A 17,903-nucleotide genomic window follows, 5' to 3' on the forward strand; every position below is an offset into this window, starting at 1 on the left:
GCGGTCAGCTCTGGGTCAGGGCCCAGATGCCCACGGCGAAACAGAGCAGCGCCACCACCAGGATCGAGGCCGCCACCTTCGGGGGCGGCCCCGGGCGTCCTTGCGGAGCCCGCACCGGAACCGCGGCCGGAACGTTCCCCGGCGCGGCTCCGGGAAACTGCGGCTGCCCGGCGGTGTACGCGCGGGTGAGGGCCGGGTCGTGCCGCACCGCGGACGTGGGCGACTGCGAGAGGTCCGGAGCGGGCGCGACCGCCGGGAAGGGGGTGTCCGGGTGCGACGGATCCGGTGCGGACGGAGCGACCGCCTGCTCCTGCCGGGGTGGCGACGCGGGCTGCCGCGGGGGCGGTGGGAGATGGAAGCTGCCCGTTTCCGACATCGAGACCGGGGGCGGGGACGGGGACTGGGGTGACGGCACGGAGTGCTGGGTCGAGGAGCCCTCGTCCGTATGTCCCTGGTCGGGTCGTACCGACCCGGCGGCGTCCGGCCCGGGCGGGGGCGCCGCCGACGGCCCCTCGGGGCCGAACCCGGTGGGCAGCGGTCCGATCTGGTCGAAGACCTCCACCGGCTCGTCGTCGACGCCGGACTCCGGCAGCATCTCGACCGCGGCGGACAGTGCCTTGCGCGCCCCCGTCGCCGTACGGAACCTGGCCTGCGGGTCCGGTTGCAGCAGACCCGCGAGGACCTGCCACAGCGGCTCGGGGATGCCCTCCGGGGCGCCGGGGGTGCCGTGCAGGGCGAAGTGCTCGACCAGGGCCCGCGCGTCCGGCTTCTTCCCCTGGATCAGGTACAGCGCGACCAGGCCGACCGCGAACAGGTCCGCGGGGAAGTCGGGTTCCGCGCCCATCATCTGCTCGGGTGCGAAGTAACCCGGCGTGCCGACCACGTAGTTGGTCTCGGTGAGACGCGGCTCGCCCTTCCGCATGGAGATCCCGAAGTCGGACAGCCGCAGATGCGGTCGTCCGGTGCCGGTGGCCTCCAGCAGGATGTTGGCGGGCTTGATGTCCCGGTGGACCACGCCCTCCGCGTGCACCGTGGAGAGCCCGGAGAGCAACTGGTCGAGCAGTACGCAGACGAAGCGCGGCGGCAACGGGCCGTAGTCGCCGATGAGATGGGCGAGCGAGCCGCCGCTCACCAGGTCCATGGTGAACAGGACCTTGTCGTCGTCCGCGGCCCAACTGGCGGGGGCGAGCACATGCGGATGCTCGATCCGCAGCGCCTGCTCGCGGACGAAGCGCAGCAGCGTGTGGGCGTCGCTCTGCTGGAGAACCTTGGCCGCCACGTAGCGTCGTCGGCGGTGGTCCCAGGCACGCCAGACGGCGCCGACTCCACCACGTCCGATCGGATCGATCAGTTCGTACCGACCGGCGAAGACCTCACCCATGGTGCTGCGCCCGCTCCCCGTCCCTGGTCTCGGCTCGTACCCGGCCCCGGCTCGTGTCCGGCTTCCGGGGAGCGGTGCCCCGGGGCATGCCGGACCGTCCCCGGTCGTGACGCCCCTCGTTCCCGGGGCCCCGCTCCGGTGTCGTCAGCTCTGGTGTCCTTCGTAGTGCGCCACCGCGTCCGCGGTGCGTCCCGCGCCGTACACCTTGAGGAACTCTGCCAGTTCCGGATGGGTCGGGGCGAGGGAATCCGCCGCATCGATGATGTCACCGGCCGCCGCTACAGACCTCAGCAGCGACTGGATCTCGCGGACCACGCGCCGGACGGTCGGGGCGCCGCCGGTGTGCGTGGTCTGACTGGTGGCGGTGAGGACGGAGCCGCCCTGTGACTTCTTGATCTCCTCCATGCGGTTGGTGGCCTCCCCGGCACTGACACTGCCGTCGGCCACCTGACCGGACAGCTCCTGCAGGGCCTGGACACGCTGGACCACCGCGGGATTGCCGATCTTCGCCCGCTGCCCGCTCATCAGCTGGGAGAGCATGGGGGCAGACAGCCCGAGGACCGCGGCGAGCCGGGCCTGGTTCAGGCCGAGATCATCGATCAGCCGGCGGAACAGCGCTCCGAGAGGCTCTCCGTACCAACTGCGCTGAAGTTCCCTGGCTCTTGCCGTAGCCTCTTGCTGCGCTGCATCCATGGCGTCTCCCCTTCGCTGCCGCTTCGCTGCTGCGAACCTAGTCGTGCATCCTACGGAGAGTGGTTGCCGACCGGGAGTCCCCATCTTTTTTGCAAGTTTCCCGGGAGTACCCGGTACTCTGGTCTGCGGCGGTGGCCGAGGCGCTGAAACGTCCGGTGTTGTCCGCCCTTTCGGGGCCTTAGCTCAGTTGGTAGAGCGCTGCCTTTGCAAGGCAGATGTCAGGAGTTCGAATCTCCTAGGCTCCACATTCTCAAAGCCCCTCTGACCTGCGGAAACGTAGGATGGAGGGGCTTTCTTGCTGGCTCTGGTGGGCACATGGTGGGCACATCGCGTCGATTACGGTCGTTTCATGGCCTACATCGAAACCAAAGAGCGAAGGGGCGGAGACCCTACGTTCGTCGTCCGCTGGCGTGCAGCCGGAGCCCGGAACGGCAAGCGGGAGTCGGAGGCGTTCGACGACCTCACGTCCGCTGAGAAGTTCCGTGACCTCGTGAAGGCGCATGGGGAGCACTGGCCGCCCGGCTGGACCCGAGGTCACGGTTTCGTGGCAGACCGGCGTCGCAAGGAGACGATGTTCGAGCCCTTCGCGCTCGCCTATGTCGACCGACTCACCGGAATTCAGGGCGACACCCGCAGCAAGTACAAGACGCGAATACGTGCCAACATGACGCCCTGGTTCGGTCCCTACTCCGTGGAAGACGGTGAGGGCAGCATCCGCCGGGAGATGGTGCAGGACTGGGTCAACGACCTGGAGGCTGGACGGCTTGCCCCGCTCGATCCTTCAGACCGGAAGCCTCGAACGAAGTACCGGCCGAAGACCATCCAGAACGAGCACGGCTTGCTCTTCTCGATCCTTCAGGCAGCAGTGGACGCGGAGCCGTCGCTGCGGGCCTCGAATCCGTGCGCGAAGACTCGTCTCCCGCGGCTCGACGGTGCTGAGGACGAAGAAGAGATGGTCTTCCTCGAACGTGAGGAATGGGCCTGGGTCTACGAATGCCTCAGCGACGATGCCAAGGATCTTGGCGAGGCCATCGCGGAGACCGGTTTTCGGTGGGGCGAGGCGACGGCACTCCAGCCTCGTGACCTTCGGCGGCGTAACGGCCGACCCGCCATCCGTGTTCAGAGGGCCTGGAAGAAGGACGAGGACGGTAAATCCATCCTCGGTGCCCCGAAGACCCGGAAGGCGCGGCGGACCGTCGTCATCACTCACAGGCTTGATCGGATGCTGCGACGCAGAGCCAATGGCCTGGCTCCCGATGCCCTCATATTCACCGGCCCCGAGGGGGGCAAGTGGGATCCCGGCACGTTCCGGCGCTTGCGCTGGTTGCCCGCGATCGAGCTGGCCGCGGAGAAGCACGGCCTCATCAAGCGACCGCGTATCCACGACCTCCGCCACTCCCATGCGTCGTGGCTGATTGCCGCGAAGGTGCCCCTGCCTGCCATCCAGGGACGACTTGGGCACGAATCCATAACCACCACTGTGGACCGGTACGGCCACCTCTTGGACGCCTTGGACGACGAGGTCATGGCCGCCATCGAATGGGCCATGGACCCGACCGCGCCGCTGCCTGGCTTCCGTGCGACTTCGGGCCTTGGCGATGCGACCGAGGGCTTCCCCGTCGTCCCCCGTCAGCAGTCCGGCATGGACCAAGAGGGCGGGAAGGGACGCGATAGGCCCTGAGCAGCGCAGCGAGTGGGTTGGTGGCGGTCCTGTTTGGGCGCTTCCGTCAGGGCGGCAGTCCTTGGTTTCCGCGCGCCCTCCAGACACAGCTGCGCGCTGCCCCACGGCACGCCTTGGCCCAATAGTCAGGCCAACTCTATGATGGGCCGCTAGTTCGTACCTGCTACGGACGGGGACTGAGGGGGAGGGGTCTAGGCGTGCCGGAGTACCGCATTTCCGTGGATGGGGACTCGCAGGGGCGGGACCTGTGCCAACTCGCGCAGTGGCTTCGCCAGGACACAACGATTAGGACTGGGGCAACCATCACCCTCCAGCCGGCACCCCCCACTGCGGGCGAGATGGGTACAGCCCTCGACGTAATCGCGTTGATCACTCAGACCGGCTTTTCGGCAGCCAGCCTGGCGCTGGCAATCTCCGCCTGGCGCCGGACCCGGCCGTCCACACCCGTCGTCACCATCGAACGCAACGGCGTGCGGATGACGGTGGACTCTGGTGAACCGGCCGAGGTCGCCCGGCTCGTCCGGGCGCTGGAGAGCGAGTAGCTACCGGATGCCACTTCCCCGCCCGGAGTCCTCGCGGGTGGTCCTGATCGGTGTCGCGGACTATGACCACCTACCGCCCCTCCCGGCTGTCCGGAACAACCTTGACGCGCTCAAGAGCTTCTTCGCCTCAGTGTCAGGCTGGGGCCTGTCGTCGGAACACTGCACAGTCGTCGCCGACCCCAGGCAGGCCCACGAATTCATCGGGCCCGTCCAGCAGGCTGCCGCCGAAGCCACTGACACCCTGCTCGTCTACTACGGCGGGCACGGCCACCTCGACGACGAACTGCAATACTCAGTCTCGGTCACCGGCTCCAAGCAAGGCGAGCCGTGGACCTGCGTGCCGTATAGGTGGCTGAAGTCCGCGCTGACTCAAACACGGGCAGCACGTCGTGTGGTGATTCTCGACGCCTGCTTCAGTGGGCAAGCCCACGGGCTGATGGCCGACGCGGCCGACACACTGCGGGTCCAGGTGGCGACCGCGGGTGCGGTGGTCATCAGCGCGTCCCGCTATGACCTGCCCGCGCTCGCGCCGATTGGAGAGCGCTACACGGCCTTCACCGGTGAGCTGCTCCAGGTACTCACCGACGGCATCGCAGGTGGACCCGCAGAGATCACCGTCGATACCGCATTCACTCACGTCAAGGCAGCTCTGGCGGCAAAGGATCGCCCCACTCCTGATCGCACGGGCACCGACACCTCGGGCGCCCTGGTCATCGCCCGCAACCCTGGATTCCGATCGCACTCTCCCAATGCCGCTCCCGGGACACATCTACGGGCGCTGGCCAACCGGCTCTCCCTGGCGTCGACGGACACCCGAGGTGCAGCCGGACCCTACGTGGAGCCGGACGCGGCTGGAGAGCGATACGAGATCATCCGCCCGATCGGACAGGGAGGCATGGGAGCGGTGCACTTGGCTTATGACCGTCTCCTGGACCGGCGAGTCGCGTTGAAGACCATCCAGCTCTCCGGGTTCGACGAGCCAGCAGAACGGCAGGTTTTCTGGACCGCAGTCCGGGTCGCGGCCGCGCTGAACCACCCAAACGTGGCAGCGATCCACGATGTGGTCGATGGCAAGGCCGGACGGTTCTTCGTGATGGAGCTTGTTCCGGGAATCGATCTGTCAAGTGCGCTCAGGGAAGACGGGGCGCTGTCACCCGACGAGGCCGCGGAGGCCGTCCACGACGTTCTGTCTGGGCTGGAGGCTGCTCACCATGCCGGAGTGGTCCACTGTGACGTCAAGTCGTCCAACATCATGCTGACGCCGGACGGCAGGGTCAAGATCACCGACTTCACGGTCTCCCACATCATCGCCAACGAGGGGGAGGGCCCCCTCCACAGGGGCGACGGGACCATGGTGGGTACCCTCGCCTACATGGCCCCCGAAAGCATCCGCGGCCAACTTCCCGCCATTTCCGCCGACATCTACGGAGCAGGGGTCGTGTTCTACGAACTGTGCACCGGACAACTGCCGTTTACCGCTTCCAGTGGTGCCGCGCTTATGGCACACAAGGTGCATGAGTCCGCCACGCCGCCAAACCAGATCCTCCCCGGGCTGCTGGCTGAGTACCAGACGATCATCATGCGAGCCCTTGAGCGTGACCCTCGGGAGCGGTACAGCAGTGCCGCCGAGATGCGCGCGGCGATCGCAGCCACCCTTTACGGCACAGATCGCGGGGTCACCAGAGGCTCAGGGGTCTTCCAGCAACTGCCGTAGTGCGGATTCGGTGCGCGATCTCGGCTTCCGATTCGCCGCTGGTCTGTCCTGTCCGAATGGCCTCGCCGATCGCGCGGGCCCGTCCGGCGGGTCCGCGGAGGTCAGCCAGGGGGCTGTTGGGATTGCGGCGGCGGGTCAGCCACTCGGCCCGGTTCTCCGCCGCCGTGCCCAGCCGGAGGTGTGCGGGCTGCTGGCAGGAGTGGTTGTCGCAGGTGTGGCAGACGGTCGGGTTGTCAGTGCCCCAGCCCAGGCGAGGGATGACACCGTGCGCGAGCTGGTACCCGTACAGGTGACCCGGCACCGTGCCCGTTCGTGTCCTGCCCGGCCGCGAGGCGGCCCTGAAACTGGCGTGGCCGGTACTGGAGATTCCGCCGAAGAAGAACCAGCAGTCCTCGGTTGACGGGGTGCGGAAGACCTTGGTCCAGTAGCGTGCCTGAACGGTCTCGTCGGCCAGCCAGGCCGCCCACTCAACAGCCGGTATACGCACAGGCGTTGGTTCGCCAATGAGGGCAAGCTGCTCATCAACGTGAGCGAGCCCGGACCCGTTCACCGCCGCGAGCGGGAAGAGCCCGGGCCTGAGGTCGTTCTCAGCCGGCATCAGCCCGGCTGCCGTCCGGTGTGACGGCCGGGGCCGGGGTCCGCGAAGCCGGAGGCGACGGGTCCGACGCTTCCGCCCGAGGCTTACGGGCTCGGTTGGAACGGGGGCGCTCGGCGCGGGCCCGCAGCGATTCGATGATCGCCTTCGCGCGAGCGGCGGTAACAGGCTTCGCCTCGCGTTCCAGTTCCTCCGCCGGCACTCCCAGTAGATCCGCTACCAGCTCTGCATCGTTGTCGAACAGCCGCAGAGCCACGGCAGCGGCTTCCCGCGCCGCGATGTCAGCCTTGTCCTTCGCACGCGCTGCCTTCACCGCAGCCTCGCGTGTGGCCAACACATTCGCCGCGGCCAACTCTCTTGTCTTCGCCTGGAGTGCTTCGACGGCTCGCACCCGTCGCCGCAGCTCTGCCGCGCTCACCGAAGTCGTGCTCACCCGTGCCTCAGCCCTGTTCGAAGTTGCTGCTCATTGCGCGCACCGTAGACACAGGTCCGCGGACATCTCGAACCACCAGGGGCGCCGCTCACCGCAGCAGCAGGAGATCTCGGGACGCCGAGGTGCGATACGGGGCCGCAGCAGACGGCACAGAAACTGTCAGGGGCGGGGCATGGTCGGGCGGATCTCAACTACTTGAGTGATTGAACAAGCAAATAGCCATCTGCCAGAATCCGCCATGTTTCGCCAGGGTTCGCCACCGCACTTTAGTCGGCCAATCCTTCAGGGCTGCCAACTTCTTGACATGGGCAGGTCTTCTATCTGTTCGCCAATCATATTGTCACCTCACAAAAATACCCTTCCGAGGGACGCCGGGCGCCCCTTTCGCGGGGATAGGATCACCGTCATCCCCACCGCTCGTGAACTTTCACGGGCGCACGAAAGCGGATGTCGAGTGGATGTGTTCGCCACGCGGGCACGACCCATGCCTTCTACATCACCGCAGGTCAGGAACGAAATGGCAGGTGACACGCATGTACAGCAACGGAGTTTCAGCGAATTTGATCACGGGTGTTACGTGGGTGAAATCTTCGCTCAGCGATGGCATCGGCGGCAACTGCGTTGAAATTGCACGACTCGCTGAAGGTCATGTTGCGCTTCGCAACTCCCGGGACACCTGTGGACCCGCATTGGTGTACAACTCCGGAGAGTGGGAGGCGTTCCTCCAGGGCGCGAAGGACGGCGAGTTCGACAGCATGACTGTCTGAAAAGGAGATAGCCGTCCACTACACCGTCATCGTTGACTCTTCGCTCTGGAATACTGGCTGCCTGGCCTGTGGCGGGACGAGGAGTGATGATGTCCGATCGGGATTTGAGTGTCGTTCCGGACGGTGGTGGCGGCAGGTCGCCGGCCGTCGCGGCTGACCTCCTGGGGAGGCATCTGCGACGGCTTCGCGAGGAAGCTCGGATGCTACAGAAGGATGTGGTAGCAGCCGGAGCGATCGGCTCGACGTCGATGCTCAGCAAGTATGAGGGAGGCAAGGTCTCGGTCCACGAGGACCAGGTCCGCCGACTGGTGAACCTTTACACCCACGGCGACCCGGGCGACCTGGAAGCCTGCCTCGCTATGGCCAGGGAAGCGAGCACGAAGGAGTGGTTCGCCGAGTACCAGGACGTCATCCCCGACCATGGCAACCGGCTGTTCAGTCAGGAGCGCGACGCGAGCGAGATTCGTTCGTTCGAGGCTCACCATGTGCCAGGCCTGCTACAGACGCCGGAGTACGCTCAGGCGATCATGACGGAGGCCGCGGCGGATGCTGAGGGTGAGCTCCACGAGCCGGATATCGCAGCGCTCCGCCGCCGCATGGCCTTTCGCCTGGAACGCCAGATGCACCTATTCTTGCCGGGCGCACCGGACTTCTACGCCGTGTTGGACGAAAACGTGCTCCGGCGCACGAAGTACAGCACCCGCGTGATGCGTGCTCAGCTCCGCTACCTGCTGAGCGTCGCGGAGAACAGCCAGCGGATCCACATCCGGGTTCTGCCGTTCGACGCGTCCACGGACCTGGTGCCCACGCACAACTCCGTCACACTGCTGACGATGCGGCCAGGGCACGGCGATGACCTCGTCTACATCGAGTCCAGCAATGTTGGCGGGACATACCTGAGCGACTCAAAGAACGTCGAGCTGCACCGCCAGCGGCTCACCACTCTGTTCATGGGAGCCGCCAGCAAGGAGGCGACGATGGATATCATCGACGAGCACATTCAGCGGCTCGTCGGCAAGCGTTAAGGAACGCGGGCCACACCTCCGAACTCGACCCACTCTTTTGTCTCCTGCCGGGGACCGAGTTCACTGTCCGGCCGCCAGAGCGACACCTCGCACGGCGCCTGATTCTCCACCATCTCCAACCCGTCGAAGAATCGGTTCACTTCGGCCAGCGAGCGGACCTCACCCCAGTTCCCACCCGTGGCAGCACGCATGAACTGCGTGATATCGGTGCGGAGTTGCACGTCGTCGCTCGCGAGCTGGGAGATCACCAGGTAGCTGCCAGACGGCAGTCGATGCGCAACGTCTCTGACCAGTTTCCACGGGTCGTCCTCTTCGGGTACGCAGTGCAGGACCGAGACGAAGAGGCACGCGATCGGCTTGTTAAGGTCAATAAGCCGGCGGACCTCGTCGCTTTCGAAGATGGCGTCGGTTTGCCGCATGTCCCGGAGTATCACTGCGGTGGTCGCCGTGTCCTCCTCCAGCATCATCTTCCCGTGACCGAGAACGATCGGGTCGTTGTCGACGTACACCACGCGCGCGTCAGGGTGAATTCTCTGGACGACTTGGTGGACATTCGGCGGTGTGGGGAGACCGGAGCCGTGGTCAATATATTGCGTAACGTGGCGTTCTTTAGCCAGATAGCGGGCCGCGCGGATGAGGAAGGCGCGGTTCACCAGCGCCAATTCGCGCGTGCTGGGAGCTATCCGCAACAACTCTGCACAAGCTTCCCGATCAGCTGGATAATTGTCACGACCACCGATTAAGTAGTCGTACATTCTAGCCACACTGGGCGTGTTGAAGTCAGGTTGGATGACGATTCTCCCCGCAGCCCGTCCGCACCGCAGCACCCCGTGCAGCGTCGGATCCCTTTCGGGTAGGGATCCATGCTAGGAGTTTCTCTCCACGAGAGCCAGTCGCTTCACTACTCCGAGGGACTAAAAAGGCGCGAAGGCGCTACTTTAAGTCACCAACCCCGCGCCCCCGGCAGTGCGGGAGACGCCGCAATTCGGTCCTGCCTATGCTTTATGCATATGCCGCACTTGGGCAGCCCTCCTTGTCGCGTACCGCAGCATCCCGTTGATCTCCAGCTCGTCGATGCCCATGAGCTCTGCGGCTTCCGCCAGTTCGATGCCCAGGCGGTAGCGCAACATGACGGCGTCGGCGTACAGGCGGGGCAGTACGCGGTACACTGAGCCTCCAGGCCGCAGCCGGGCACAGGCGCTGCCCCTTTCACTGATCAGGTCCCAGGACAGTGCCGCCGGCGACGCGCTGCGCAAGGCCCTCTCCCACACGGTCGCGAGATCTCCGAGAGCCTCCTGCGCCAGCTCTCTGCCAGTACACGGGCACCCGGTGCAAGCTGTTGCGAACCGCATGTAAGCGGCCAGCCGGAGCGCGCAGAACGCAGTAAACGTGACGGGCATCCGGAGTTCCATCGTTGCGTCGTGGGGCGGCGCCAGGGACAGCAGACCAGGCTGACGGACTTCCTCACCGCACCATGCCGAGACGCCTTGCGCGGGCTGGGTGCGCCGGGCGCGCGCTGCGCCCCGGATTTCACTCCATTTCTGCGCCATCGCCGTCCTCATCAAGAGAGAGGAATTCAGGGGCACTCAAGGCGGCGCGGCGAGCCTGCTCCCACAATGGCTGAAACCGTTCAGCACTGGCGCCGAAGCCTTCGACCAGTTCCCTCGCCCGTTCCCAGCTGTCCAGGACACCAGGTAGGCCCCGCTCCTCCTGGAGCAGGCGCGTCTCGGTTTCGTTCCGGGCTGCGGTGCCAGGCGTTGAGGCGAGCCGGAGCCCTCTGAGCGCGGCCTGGAAACGGTCCACCGCCCCCGTGTGGGATACAGGGCACCGTGGTCGCTGCCCCCGGGCCCATTCCCAGAGCCAGCGAACGTCGTCGGGCGAGCCATGCATCACGGAGACGACCATGAAGGTCGTCGGCCAGGCCGGTACCACGTCACCGTCGAGAATCGCCTTCACATGACTGGGCCGCATTGACGTGAAGTCGGCGACCTCAGGCACAGTCAGCCCGCTCAACCAGAACAGGTTCCGCAGCATCTGGCCGAACAGCCGTCGGCCGTCCTTTCCCTTTGTGCGTCCGCGGAGGCTTCTCGAACGCTTCGAGCGGGAAAGGCGACGATCCCCTGTAGCGGTGAGGTCACGCTCGTACTGTGCGCGTCGGCGACAGGCCACCTGGCAGTACATCCGCGGCCGGCCCGCGCCCTGCCGCTGACGAAACCGGCGTCCGCACCCCTGGAATGCACAGTCACTGAAGACCGCCCTCCCGGCGCGTCGTTTCGCGCCCCCGTTGCCTGTCACTTTGTTCCCCACCCTCTGGTCACCCCGCAACTCCTTCCAGCATCACGTCACCGCCTTGGGGGCGAGCGCTCAGAGAGGCCCGCCCCTCCCAGCTAGCGGCGCCGGATGCGGAACCAGGTGAGAGCAGTTCGGTCCGCCCATACCAGGGGGCCGAGAACCGCGAGTGCTTCGTACGACGGCGGTTCGCCCTTCAGGACGACGGCAGTCACCAGAGCGCCGAGCAGCACGGAACCCCATCGCAGTGTGAAGCCGAGAACACTCACCAGCGAGGTTTGGTCGGAACTAAAAGCCGGAATGGTAATCTCAGGACACCCCAGAAATTCGCTGACAGGCTTCTGGGAAACGCGTTCGATCACTCTGTACTCCTTCTCTTGTCGAGACAGGGCGGACGCGTAAGGGCTTCGGGGGGTTCACCGCCTGCCTCGAAGCCCTTACACGTTTGCCTGAATCACAACGTAGTCAGCGATCGAGAGTCGACACCACTCTGAGAAAGTCCGTGAAAGCGGAATGATCTTGCACTGTTCAGAGTGGCAAGACAGAGGTCAGCAAGGTGTGTTCGCCGGACTTTCGACCACATTTCGGTCAATTCGGAAGGGGAAGTGGGATGAAAGTCGATCTGGCAATTCAGATGCCTAGCGCTTAATCCTTCTACTCTGCCACGCCAATCACTCTGAAGAGTGAAGAAATCAGTTCTTCTTTCCGTCAGGCGTGCAAGTGCACCTGAGAACCGGAACTCGGGTTTGGGCTCGTAGAGGACGGCCTCCGGCAGGGTGGCCCGCTTCACGCCAGCGCGAGGGCCGCCTCGGTGAGCGAGTGCCGGAGCATGTGGGGTGCGGCGCCTGGTTCTCGCGTGAACGGCTGCCGCCTGCTGGAGGTTGTGTCTTCGGCGCTTACGCGGTGGGTGCCGGCGAGGGTGGAAAGGCTGCCTCCGGCGGGTCCTACTCGGAGGGGGTGGGGGCTGGTTGGTCGGGTGCGGGAGCGTTGTGGTGCGGGTGGTGGAGGCGGGGTTCCCTCCTCGGCCGGACACCCCAAGGGGCGTACCAGGAACCCGGGCACGGAGTCCAGGCCGAGCCGCTGCGCGGTCGCTGCGCGAGCCAGGACACCGCGCCCGGAACCCTGGTACGGCGGAGCTGTCCGACCGAGGAGGGAACCCCGCCCAGGCCCGTTGTGGCCGGGCCCGGCCGAGCGGGCGCAGGCCGGGGTGCGGGAAAAGTGCAGGTCAGGGCATGTGTCGGGGTTGACCCAACCGCTGAAACATGGTTTAATTAGTGATGTCGGAAGGGGAGGGCAACCCCCGACCGGCAGCGGTAGGCCGACCGGCCGCCGACAACCTCTCTCACCAGGAGAACGCGCGTGAGCACCACGAAGGCCCCCGGAAAGCTCGACACCATCCGCGCACTGCTCGCCACGGCGGAGGACCCCCGTACGCCGGAGTCGGAGGCGGAGTTGGCCCGGAGGCGGGCGTTCGAGATGATGGCGAAGTACGGCGTCGAAGAGGCCATGCTGAGCGACGGGCAGCCGTCGCGGGACGCGGTCACCGCGAAGTACGTCGACCTCCCCAACCCGTGGGCCATGTCCCGTGTCCGGCTGATCTGCTTCATCGCTCAGAGCGTTGGGTGTAAGGCCGTGCACATGGGTGTGCAGGGCAAGGTGCGCCGCGTTCACATCGTCGGCCATGAGTCCGACATTCAGCGCGCCGAAGTCCTGTACGCCTCCCTTCTAATCCAGATGCTCGGCGGGCTCAGCGCGCAGGTTGTCCCGTACGGCGTCCGCAGTGCGCGAGCATGGCGCAACTCGTGGACCCTCGGGTTCATCGAGCGCGTCATAGAACGGCTTGAGGCGATCGAGCAGGCCGCCCGCGCCGCCGCCAGCGGGGAGACGTCGGCCACTGGCCGTAGCGGTGAACTCGTGCTGGCCGACCGCGACGCGATGGTAAATGCCCTCTACCGCGAGGAGCACCCGCACGTCCGGCACACGCGCGGCTCGTACAGCGGCAGCGGGTACGGCGACGGAGCCGCCGCAGGCAACCGCGCCGACATCGGAGGCAGCCGCCGCATCGGTGCCCAGACCGCCGGAGCGATTGCAGCCTGACCCGCCCGTCTCAGCCGGGGCGGCAGCCCGCCGCCCCGGCCCCCCCGCGCGAAGCGACGAGGAGTCACGCATGTACATGGAATGGGCCCGATTCCACAAGGCCGACGAGAACGGCCGCCACTACTTCCAGACCTACAGCTTCCCCTACACGTGGGCCGCCGCGACGCCGAAGGAGCCCGGCACCGGCCGGATCAGCGAAGCCGCCGCCCTTGCCTACTCGATCATCAGCGCGGCCGGGTGGCAGTGGCAGACGCCGTGTCACTGCGTCGAGTGCACCATCACAGCCAAGTCCGCCCAGCACGTCACTACTTGACCGCCGCCAGTCAGTCACCGCCAGGAGGACACGATGCCGTCCCGGAAGCCGCCCGCCACCCCCGCCCGCATCCTCACCGCCGCCGCCGACCACATCGAACGCGTTGGGCTCTATCAGGGTGACCACCTCTGGCAGCCCGGCCGGATGGGCGACACCGCCCCCTGCACCGTGCTGCATGCATGGGAACGTGGCGTGCGCGCCGTCCGGCCCCGCTGGTCCGTACGTGGTGAACCGTGGGACATCTTCCACCGCGCGCTGTTCGACTCCCTTGTGGTGCTCAGCAACCAGGTCAACGGCCGTCCCGTGTCCGGCGTCCGGTGGCGAAAGCTGAAGCTCACGGAGGACGCCTACCGGCGCACTCTCCTGTGGTGCTGGGGAGACGAGCCCGAGCGCACCACCGCCGAGGCCGCCGCCATGATCCGAACCGCCGCAGCCCTGCACCCGAGTGACGGCGATCACAGCATCCCTGGTTGCCCCACCCTTCAGAACATGGTTTAATTAATGGTGTCGGAAGGGGGAGGGCAACCCCCTGACCGACACCCCACCGGGCCGAACGGCCCGACGAACTCTCACCAGGAAGAAGAAGGACCGATGACGAACACCAAGACCCAGGCCGGCGTCCAGACCACCCCTGCCCCGTGGCCGACCCTCACGGTTGCCGAGCTGGCCGCGCACCCCGGCAACGTCCGCGACATCGAGGCCCCGGCCGATCTGCTGGCCGACGTGAAGGACAACGGCGTCGTGGAGCCGCTGTACGTCGTGCGCACCAACGGCGACGTGCCGCAGGTCATCGACGGGTTCCAGCGACTGGCCGCAGCCGTTGCCGCAGGGCTGGAGACCGTGCCGGTCACCCCGCGCCCCGTGATCCGGCTCGACGCGCTCACCCCGCACCCGAAGAACGCCCGCGAAGACCTGGACCTCAACGCGCCGTTCGTAGAATCGCTCCGCGCCGAGGGGTGCCGCATCCCCATCAAGGTCCAGCGCCTTGACGGCGGAATCCTCCAGGTCAACGACGGGAATCGCCGCTACTACGGCGGGCAGGACGCGGGACTTACCCACCTGCCGTACGAGTGGGAGGACGACGACCGCGACGCGGCGGGCCAGTTCCTCGACATGATCACGACCGCTCAGCACCGCAAGAGCCTCACCAAGACCGAGGTGAACCAGGCCATGTTCAGCGCGGCCGAGGCGGGCGCGCAGGTGGGCCGTATCGCCAAGGCCGCAGGCGTTCGGCAGAAGGACGTCAAGACGCTGGTCAAGGTCCGGTCCGACGAGAAGCTGTCGGCCGCCGTCAGCGGCGCGAGCAGCTACGAGTGGACGTTCGAGCACCTGGCCGCGCTGTCGGAGTTCGCGGACGACGCCGAAGCGCTTGCCGCGATCACCGAGGCCGCCGCCGACGACGACGCCGACGAGGGAGACGTGGACTGGGCCATCGCGGTCGAGCGGACCAAGCGCGACAAGCGGACCAAGGCCGAGGCCCACCACGCCGAGCTGGAGGCGGCCGGGCAGAAGATCCGGGACGCTGAGGAGCTGTCCGAGCGCGCCATGGCCGTGTGGCGGCTGCGCGGCATCAGCACCGAGGAGCACGCCGAGTGCAAGGGTCTGGTGTGGGTGTTCGACGAGCGCCGGGCAGACCGGTATGAGCCCTACTGCTCCGCCCCCGGCCTGTACGGGCACACGGTCCCCGAGGGCAGCAGCGGCAGCGGCGGCGGCACGAAGACCGCCGCCGAGGTGGAGGCCGAGCGCGCGGCCCGCGCCGCCGTCAAGAAGGGGAACATCGACTGGGACGCGGCCGAGGCCCTGCGCCGGAAGTGGATCACCGACCTGATCAAGCGGCGCAACCTGCCGAAGGCCACGACCAACACCCTGATCGGGCACGTGAACAACGCGCTTTTGAACGGAAGTTGGGGAATCTGCGACGACCTGAACAAGGAGCCGACGACGGAGATCCTGGCCGCATTCCTGGGGCTGAGCACCGAGCAGGCCAAGGACCGGGGCAGCTTCGCCGGGCACGTCGCCAAGGACCCCCGCAGGGCCCCGCAGCTCCAGTTCGCCGCCATCGCCGCCGTACGGGAGAAGTGCGCGAACCGGTCCGCGTGGAGGACGGACAGCCAGCGCGCCCCGTGGACGCGGACGCCCACCGGCCGGTGGTTCCAGGTGCTCGCGGCTCTCGGGTACCCGCTCACGCCCATTGAGCAGTCGGTCATGGACGACGAGCCGTACGACCCGTCGAAGAAGAAGCCCCGCGCGATCACGTCGGGCAGTGAGCCGGAGGCCGAGCAGGAGCCCGGCACCGCCGAGGAGGAGGGCGAGCCGGACGCCGAGGAGGCCGACGACCCGGCCAGCGACGACGAAGCCGCCGCCTAACCGCCTCAGCCGCCCGACGCCGGGGGCGGGAACCCCTCCCGCCCCCGGCCACCCCAGGAGCCCCGCAGTGACCCGTACAGCTCTGTTCGAGACCCACGCCGACGACCACGGTTGCGGATGTGTTCCCGCCCCCGCCGAGCCCGACCCCGGCACCACCGCCGACATCATGCAGGCCCGCGCCATCGCGGGCGGACTCGCAGAGTTCGGCATCGGGCCCCGCCGCTGGTCCGCCGCCTACGACCACCAGGCCGCCGCCGTCGTCCTGCGCGTGGACACCCCGCGCGGGCTGTACGCGCTCGCCATCCCGGCCCCCGGCGCAGCGTTCCCCGTCCACCACCGGGGCGAGCGCATCGGCGCACTGGACTGCCGTCGCACCTACGGCACCGCCGACAGCTACACCGCCGCCCTGTTCGCCGCCTTCCTGCGCGACCGCGCCGCACTGGACATCCCCGGCAGGGATGCTTGCCCCACACCCCAAAACATGGTTTAATTAATGGTGTCGGAGGGGGGGGCAACCCCCCTCCGGCACGACGGGCCGCCAGCCGGCCCGAGACCGGCCGTACGCGGAGGGCAACCCGCCCGGCCGGGCCCGCGATTCCTCTCTCACCAGCAGGAGTACCCACGATGACCAGCGCAGCCATGCGTTTTTCCATCCCCGCGACCGCTCAGTCCCGCGTCCGTCAGCTTGTCGAGGCCACCAACGCCCGCGCCGCCGTCCACCACCTCAGCGCGTACGCGCTCGACATCTCCGAGCCGTTCCTTGCCGACTACCGCGACCTTGACGGCCGCGTGATCGGCAAGCGCCCCACCGTCACCGTGACGATCTCCGGCGACATCCCCCGTCACCACGGCTGGACCGTCATCGCCCGCCTGGACCACGATGAGGAGGGCGAGACGATCACCAGCCTGTTCCCCGGTCTGCCCGAGCAGGACGCCGAGGCCGCGCGCCAGTACCGCGCCATCGAGAACTTCTGCCACGGGTGCGCCGTCGCCCGGCACCGCACCGCCACCTACCTTGCCCGCCACGAGAACGGCGAGATGCGGCAGTTGGGTACGACGTGCGTCGAGCCGTACACCGGTCTGCCGATCAAGGGACTTGAGGCCCTGTGGCGGTTCGGCACGCTGAAGGACTCCGATTGGGACGGCGAGGGGGGCGGCATCCCGGCCGACCTCCGCGTTCCGGTGATCGAAGTCCTGCGGGTGACCGCCGCCATCGTGAAGACGGAGGGCCGGTTCTACAGCCGGTCCGAGCAGTGGAAGAACACGATGCCGACCGCCGACGGCGTCGAAGCGTACTTCTTCGACCGCAAGGCCCCGATGGAGTGGCGGGCCGCCATCGACGCCGACCCCGACGCGCCGAGCACCGCCGCCGCCGTCCGGGCATGGGCCGTCCAGGGATATGGCAGCCTCTCCGACTACCGCCACAAGGTGGGCCAGCTCGCCAAGGGTGAGACCGTCGACCCGCGCCACCTCCCGACGCTCGTGTCCGCCATCGCGGGTTGGTACCGCGACCAGGAGAAGGAAGCCGCCGAGCGGGCCGCCCAGAACAGCAAGCCGCAGGGCACGGTGGGCGAGCGGATCACCACCGCCGCCACCGTCACCACCGTGATCGAGCTGGAGGGCCGGACCTACGGCTACCACACCCAGCGCCGCCGACTGGTGAAGTTCCAGGACGGCGAGGGCAACGTGTTTGTCTGGTTCAGCTCCGCCGCCGACGTGCCCGACCAGGGCAACGAGGTCGAGCTGACCGGCACGGTCAAGGACCACAGCATCTACGGCGAGACCGCACAGACCGTACTCACCCGGTGCCGCGTCGCCGCACGCGAACCGGTCGCCGCGTAGCAGCAGCCCCGGCCGGGCGGGAGTCACCGCCCGGCCGGACCCCGGCCGCCGGGCCGTGGGGGGGGGGGGGGGGGGGGGGGGCCGCCCCCCCCCCCCCCCCCCCCCCCCCCCCCCCCCCGCCCCCCCCGCGCGGCCGGCGCGCCCCCCCCCCCCCCCCCCCGCCG

At 67.5% G+C, this 17,903-nt stretch carries 19 protein-coding genes and 1 tRNA gene; 12 read left to right on the forward strand and 8 right to left on the reverse strand.

Annotated elements, in window-relative coordinates:
• Window positions 1-4: 4 nt before the first annotated feature.
• Window positions 5-1,381 carry a protein kinase gene (locus tag ACF1CT_RS05485; protein WP_391782437.1) on the reverse strand — a complete coding sequence of 459 codons (1,377 nt, stop codon included), beginning with the start codon at window positions 1,379-1,381 and terminating at the stop codon, window positions 5-7.
• A 144-nt stretch (window positions 1,382-1,525) separates the two neighbouring features.
• A complete protein-coding gene (locus tag ACF1CT_RS05490) occupies window positions 1,526-2,074 on the reverse strand; it encodes a helix-turn-helix domain-containing protein (protein WP_391782438.1) in 549 nt (182 codons plus the stop codon).
• 172 nt (window positions 2,075-2,246) lie between these two features.
• Between ACF1CT_RS05490 and ACF1CT_RS05495 the strand changes: the two genes are divergently transcribed.
• The 4 genes from ACF1CT_RS05495 to ACF1CT_RS05510 all read left to right on the forward strand — a co-directional run bounded on the left by ACF1CT_RS05495 (window position 2,247) and on the right by ACF1CT_RS05510 (window position 6,011).
• Window positions 2,247-2,319 (forward strand) — tRNA-Ala (locus ACF1CT_RS05495).
• 104 nt (window positions 2,320-2,423) lie between these two features.
• Entirely contained in the window at window positions 2,424-3,755 is a 1,332-nt protein-coding gene (locus ACF1CT_RS05500; protein WP_391782439.1) for a tyrosine-type recombinase/integrase, read from the forward strand.
• Window positions 3,756-3,973: 218 nt separating this feature from the next.
• The gene (locus ACF1CT_RS05505) at window positions 3,974-4,297 is read left to right on the forward strand and encodes a hypothetical protein (RefSeq protein ID WP_391782640.1); all 324 of its coding nucleotides are present in this window, start codon (window positions 3,974-3,976) and stop codon (window positions 4,295-4,297) included.
• Window positions 4,298-4,334: 37 nt separating this feature from the next.
• A complete protein-coding gene (locus tag ACF1CT_RS05510) occupies window positions 4,335-6,011 on the forward strand; it encodes a protein kinase (RefSeq protein ID WP_391782440.1) in 1,677 nt (558 codons plus the stop codon).
• Here the strand turns inward: ACF1CT_RS05510 and ACF1CT_RS05515 are convergent.
• The gene (locus tag ACF1CT_RS05515; RefSeq protein ID WP_391782441.1) at window positions 5,974-6,498 is read right to left on the reverse strand and encodes a hypothetical protein; all 525 of its coding nucleotides are present in this window, start codon (window positions 6,496-6,498) and stop codon (window positions 5,974-5,976) included. The genes ACF1CT_RS05510 and ACF1CT_RS05515 overlap by 38 nt on opposite strands.
• Window positions 6,499-6,598: 100 nt before the next feature.
• Complete coding sequence (locus ACF1CT_RS05520) at window positions 6,599-7,039, reverse strand: hypothetical protein (protein WP_391782442.1); 441 nt, start codon at window positions 7,037-7,039, stop codon at window positions 6,599-6,601.
• Between the two features lie 533 nt (window positions 7,040-7,572).
• On the opposite strand from ACF1CT_RS05520, the gene ACF1CT_RS05525 reads away from it, so the two are divergent.
• Together ACF1CT_RS05525 and ACF1CT_RS05530 are read left to right on the forward strand one after the other, a co-directional pair.
• Window positions 7,573-7,806: a DUF397 domain-containing protein gene (locus ACF1CT_RS05525; protein WP_391782443.1), complete on the forward strand. Its 234-nt coding sequence runs from the start codon at window positions 7,573-7,575 to the stop codon at window positions 7,804-7,806.
• Between the two features lie 89 nt (window positions 7,807-7,895).
• Window positions 7,896-8,831 (forward strand): DUF5753 domain-containing protein, encoded by a 936-nt coding sequence (locus ACF1CT_RS05530; protein WP_391782444.1) that lies wholly within the window; start codon window positions 7,896-7,898, stop codon window positions 8,829-8,831.
• On the opposite strand, the gene ACF1CT_RS05535 is transcribed toward ACF1CT_RS05530, so the two are convergent.
• The 4 genes from ACF1CT_RS05535 to ACF1CT_RS05550 all read right to left on the reverse strand — a co-directional run bounded on the left by ACF1CT_RS05535 (window position 8,828) and on the right by ACF1CT_RS05550 (window position 11,389).
• Window positions 8,828-9,628, reverse strand: a complete 801-nt coding sequence (locus ACF1CT_RS05535; protein WP_391782641.1) for an SAM-dependent methyltransferase — start codon at window positions 9,626-9,628, stop codon at window positions 8,828-8,830. The two genes, ACF1CT_RS05530 and ACF1CT_RS05535, sit on opposite strands and share 4 nt — an antisense overlap.
• Window positions 9,629-9,826: 198 nt before the next feature.
• Window positions 9,827-10,000 (reverse strand): hypothetical protein, encoded by a 174-nt coding sequence (locus ACF1CT_RS05540; RefSeq protein ID WP_391782445.1) that lies wholly within the window; start codon window positions 9,998-10,000, stop codon window positions 9,827-9,829.
• A 361-nt stretch (window positions 10,001-10,361) separates the two neighbouring features.
• Window positions 10,362-10,865 (reverse strand): hypothetical protein, encoded by a 504-nt coding sequence (locus tag ACF1CT_RS05545; RefSeq protein ID WP_391782446.1) that lies wholly within the window; start codon window positions 10,863-10,865, stop codon window positions 10,362-10,364.
• Between the two features lie 353 nt (window positions 10,866-11,218).
• Window positions 11,219-11,389 carry a hypothetical protein gene (locus ACF1CT_RS05550; RefSeq protein ID WP_391782447.1) on the reverse strand — a complete coding sequence of 57 codons (171 nt, stop codon included), beginning with the start codon at window positions 11,387-11,389 and terminating at the stop codon, window positions 11,219-11,221.
• A 1,090-nt stretch (window positions 11,390-12,479) separates the two neighbouring features.
• Between ACF1CT_RS05550 and ACF1CT_RS05555 the strand changes: the two genes are divergently transcribed.
• From ACF1CT_RS05555 to ACF1CT_RS05580, 6 genes are all read left to right on the forward strand, one after another.
• Entirely contained in the window at window positions 12,480-13,217 is a 738-nt protein-coding gene (locus ACF1CT_RS05555; protein WP_391782448.1) for a DUF2786 domain-containing protein, read from the forward strand.
• 70 nt (window positions 13,218-13,287) lie between these two features.
• Window positions 13,288-13,530 (forward strand): hypothetical protein, encoded by a 243-nt coding sequence (locus ACF1CT_RS05560; protein ID WP_391782449.1) that lies wholly within the window; start codon window positions 13,288-13,290, stop codon window positions 13,528-13,530.
• A gap of 33 nt (window positions 13,531-13,563) precedes the next feature.
• A complete protein-coding gene (locus tag ACF1CT_RS05565) occupies window positions 13,564-14,028 on the forward strand; it encodes a DUF6197 family protein (RefSeq protein ID WP_391782450.1) in 465 nt (154 codons plus the stop codon).
• 93 nt (window positions 14,029-14,121) lie between these two features.
• Window positions 14,122-15,897: a ParB N-terminal domain-containing protein gene (locus ACF1CT_RS05570; protein ID WP_391782451.1), complete on the forward strand. Its 1,776-nt coding sequence runs from the start codon at window positions 14,122-14,124 to the stop codon at window positions 15,895-15,897.
• A gap of 67 nt (window positions 15,898-15,964) precedes the next feature.
• Window positions 15,965-16,387, forward strand: a complete 423-nt coding sequence (locus tag ACF1CT_RS05575; RefSeq protein ID WP_391782452.1) for a hypothetical protein — start codon at window positions 15,965-15,967, stop codon at window positions 16,385-16,387.
• 134 nt (window positions 16,388-16,521) lie between these two features.
• Window positions 16,522-17,739: a hypothetical protein gene (locus ACF1CT_RS05580; protein WP_391782453.1), complete on the forward strand. Its 1,218-nt coding sequence runs from the start codon at window positions 16,522-16,524 to the stop codon at window positions 17,737-17,739.
• Window positions 17,740-17,903: the final 164 nt, after the last annotated feature.

Source organism: Streptomyces sp. NPDC014734 (assembly GCF_043083325.1).
Classification (GTDB): Bacteria; Actinomycetota; Actinomycetes; order Streptomycetales; family Streptomycetaceae; genus Streptomyces.

Bases quoted from the DNA above. Each gene is read 5' to 3' on its own strand.
- ACF1CT_RS05525 (WP_391782443.1), top strand. From the start codon at position 7,573: ATGTACAGCAACGGAGTTTCAGCGAATTTGATCACGGGTGTTACGTGG.
- ACF1CT_RS05485 (WP_391782437.1), bottom strand. From the start codon at position 1,381: ATGGGTGAGGTCTTCGCCGGTCGGTACGAACTGATCGATCCGATCGGA.
- ACF1CT_RS05580 (WP_391782453.1), top strand. From the start codon at position 16,522: ATGACCAGCGCAGCCATGCGTTTTTCCATCCCCGCGACCGCTCAGTCC.
- ACF1CT_RS05565 (WP_391782450.1), top strand. From the start codon at position 13,564: ATGCCGTCCCGGAAGCCGCCCGCCACCCCCGCCCGCATCCTCACCGCC.
- ACF1CT_RS05530 (WP_391782444.1), top strand. From the start codon at position 7,896: ATGTCCGATCGGGATTTGAGTGTCGTTCCGGACGGTGGTGGCGGCAGG.
- ACF1CT_RS05560 (WP_391782449.1), top strand. From the start codon at position 13,288: ATGTACATGGAATGGGCCCGATTCCACAAGGCCGACGAGAACGGCCGC.
- ACF1CT_RS05500 (WP_391782439.1), top strand. From the start codon at position 2,424: ATGGCCTACATCGAAACCAAAGAGCGAAGGGGCGGAGACCCTACGTTC.
- ACF1CT_RS05490 (WP_391782438.1), bottom strand. From the start codon at position 2,074: ATGGATGCAGCGCAGCAAGAGGCTACGGCAAGAGCCAGGGAACTTCAG.
- ACF1CT_RS05545 (WP_391782446.1), bottom strand. From the start codon at position 10,865: ATGCTGCGGAACCTGTTCTGGTTGAGCGGGCTGACTGTGCCTGAGGTC.
- ACF1CT_RS05570 (WP_391782451.1), top strand. From the start codon at position 14,122: ATGACGAACACCAAGACCCAGGCCGGCGTCCAGACCACCCCTGCCCCG.